The sequence below is a fragment of the Clostridium sp. ATCC 25772 genome, assembly GCF_001573875.1.
GTDB classification, from domain to species: Bacteria; Bacillota; Clostridia; order Clostridiales; family Clostridiaceae; genus Clostridium_J; species Clostridium_J senegalense.
The window spans coordinates 1-630 of record NZ_LFRG01000163.1 but is presented as its reverse complement, the minus strand read 5'-3'; the positions used below and the strand labels follow the sequence as shown (position 1 = coordinate 630).

Here is a 630-nt window from a genome sequence, read left to right as displayed (position 1 = left end):
CATATTCTTTAAAAGCTTTTATATCATCTTCTGTTACAACTCCATCAATTTCTGCAAAGTAAGTTTTAGGAACATGACTCTTTGGTGATAAAACCCTATGTGATAATTGTCCATCATTAGTTAATACTAATAACCCCTCAGTATCCTTGTCTAACCTTCCTACTGGAAACGGTTCAAATGCTAATGATTTCTTATCTATTAAATCTAAAACTATAGGATCATGTTTATCAAAAGTAGCTGATATATATCCATCTGGTTTGTTTAACATTAAGTATATAAATTCTTTATATTCTATAGTTTCTCCATCAAAATTTATGATATCTTTATCCGTATCAACTTGAAGACCCGGGTTATTTTCTATTTTACCATTTACTTTAACTAGTCCGTTTTTGCAATCTCTCTTTATTTCAGCTCTACTTCCATAGCCTAGGTTAGAAAGTACTTTATCTAATCGTTGTTTTTTAGCCATAATCTGTACCTTCCTTTAAAAATGTTCTCCATTTTCATAATACTTTTCTTTCTCAAAAACTGTAAAAGCTAAATCCATACTTTCTACATCTAAATTATTTCTTATACTATCAGTTATAATTTTAGCAACTACATCTTGAACTTCCTGTCCTCTATCAAACC

2 protein-coding genes are annotated in these 630 nt (G+C 29.5%); both read right to left on the bottom strand.

Going from position 1 to position 630, the window contains the following annotated elements; all coding sequences use genetic code 11:
* On the bottom strand, window positions 1-469 hold a 469-nt coding region (locus AZI32_RS17330; RefSeq protein ID WP_162266755.1), incomplete at its 3' end, for a pseudouridine synthase.
* 15 nt (window positions 470-484) lie between these two features.
* Window positions 485-630, bottom strand: a 146-nt coding sequence (locus tag AZI32_RS18170; protein ID WP_157450981.1) for a DUF1904 family protein, incomplete at its 5' end; no start/stop codon positions are given.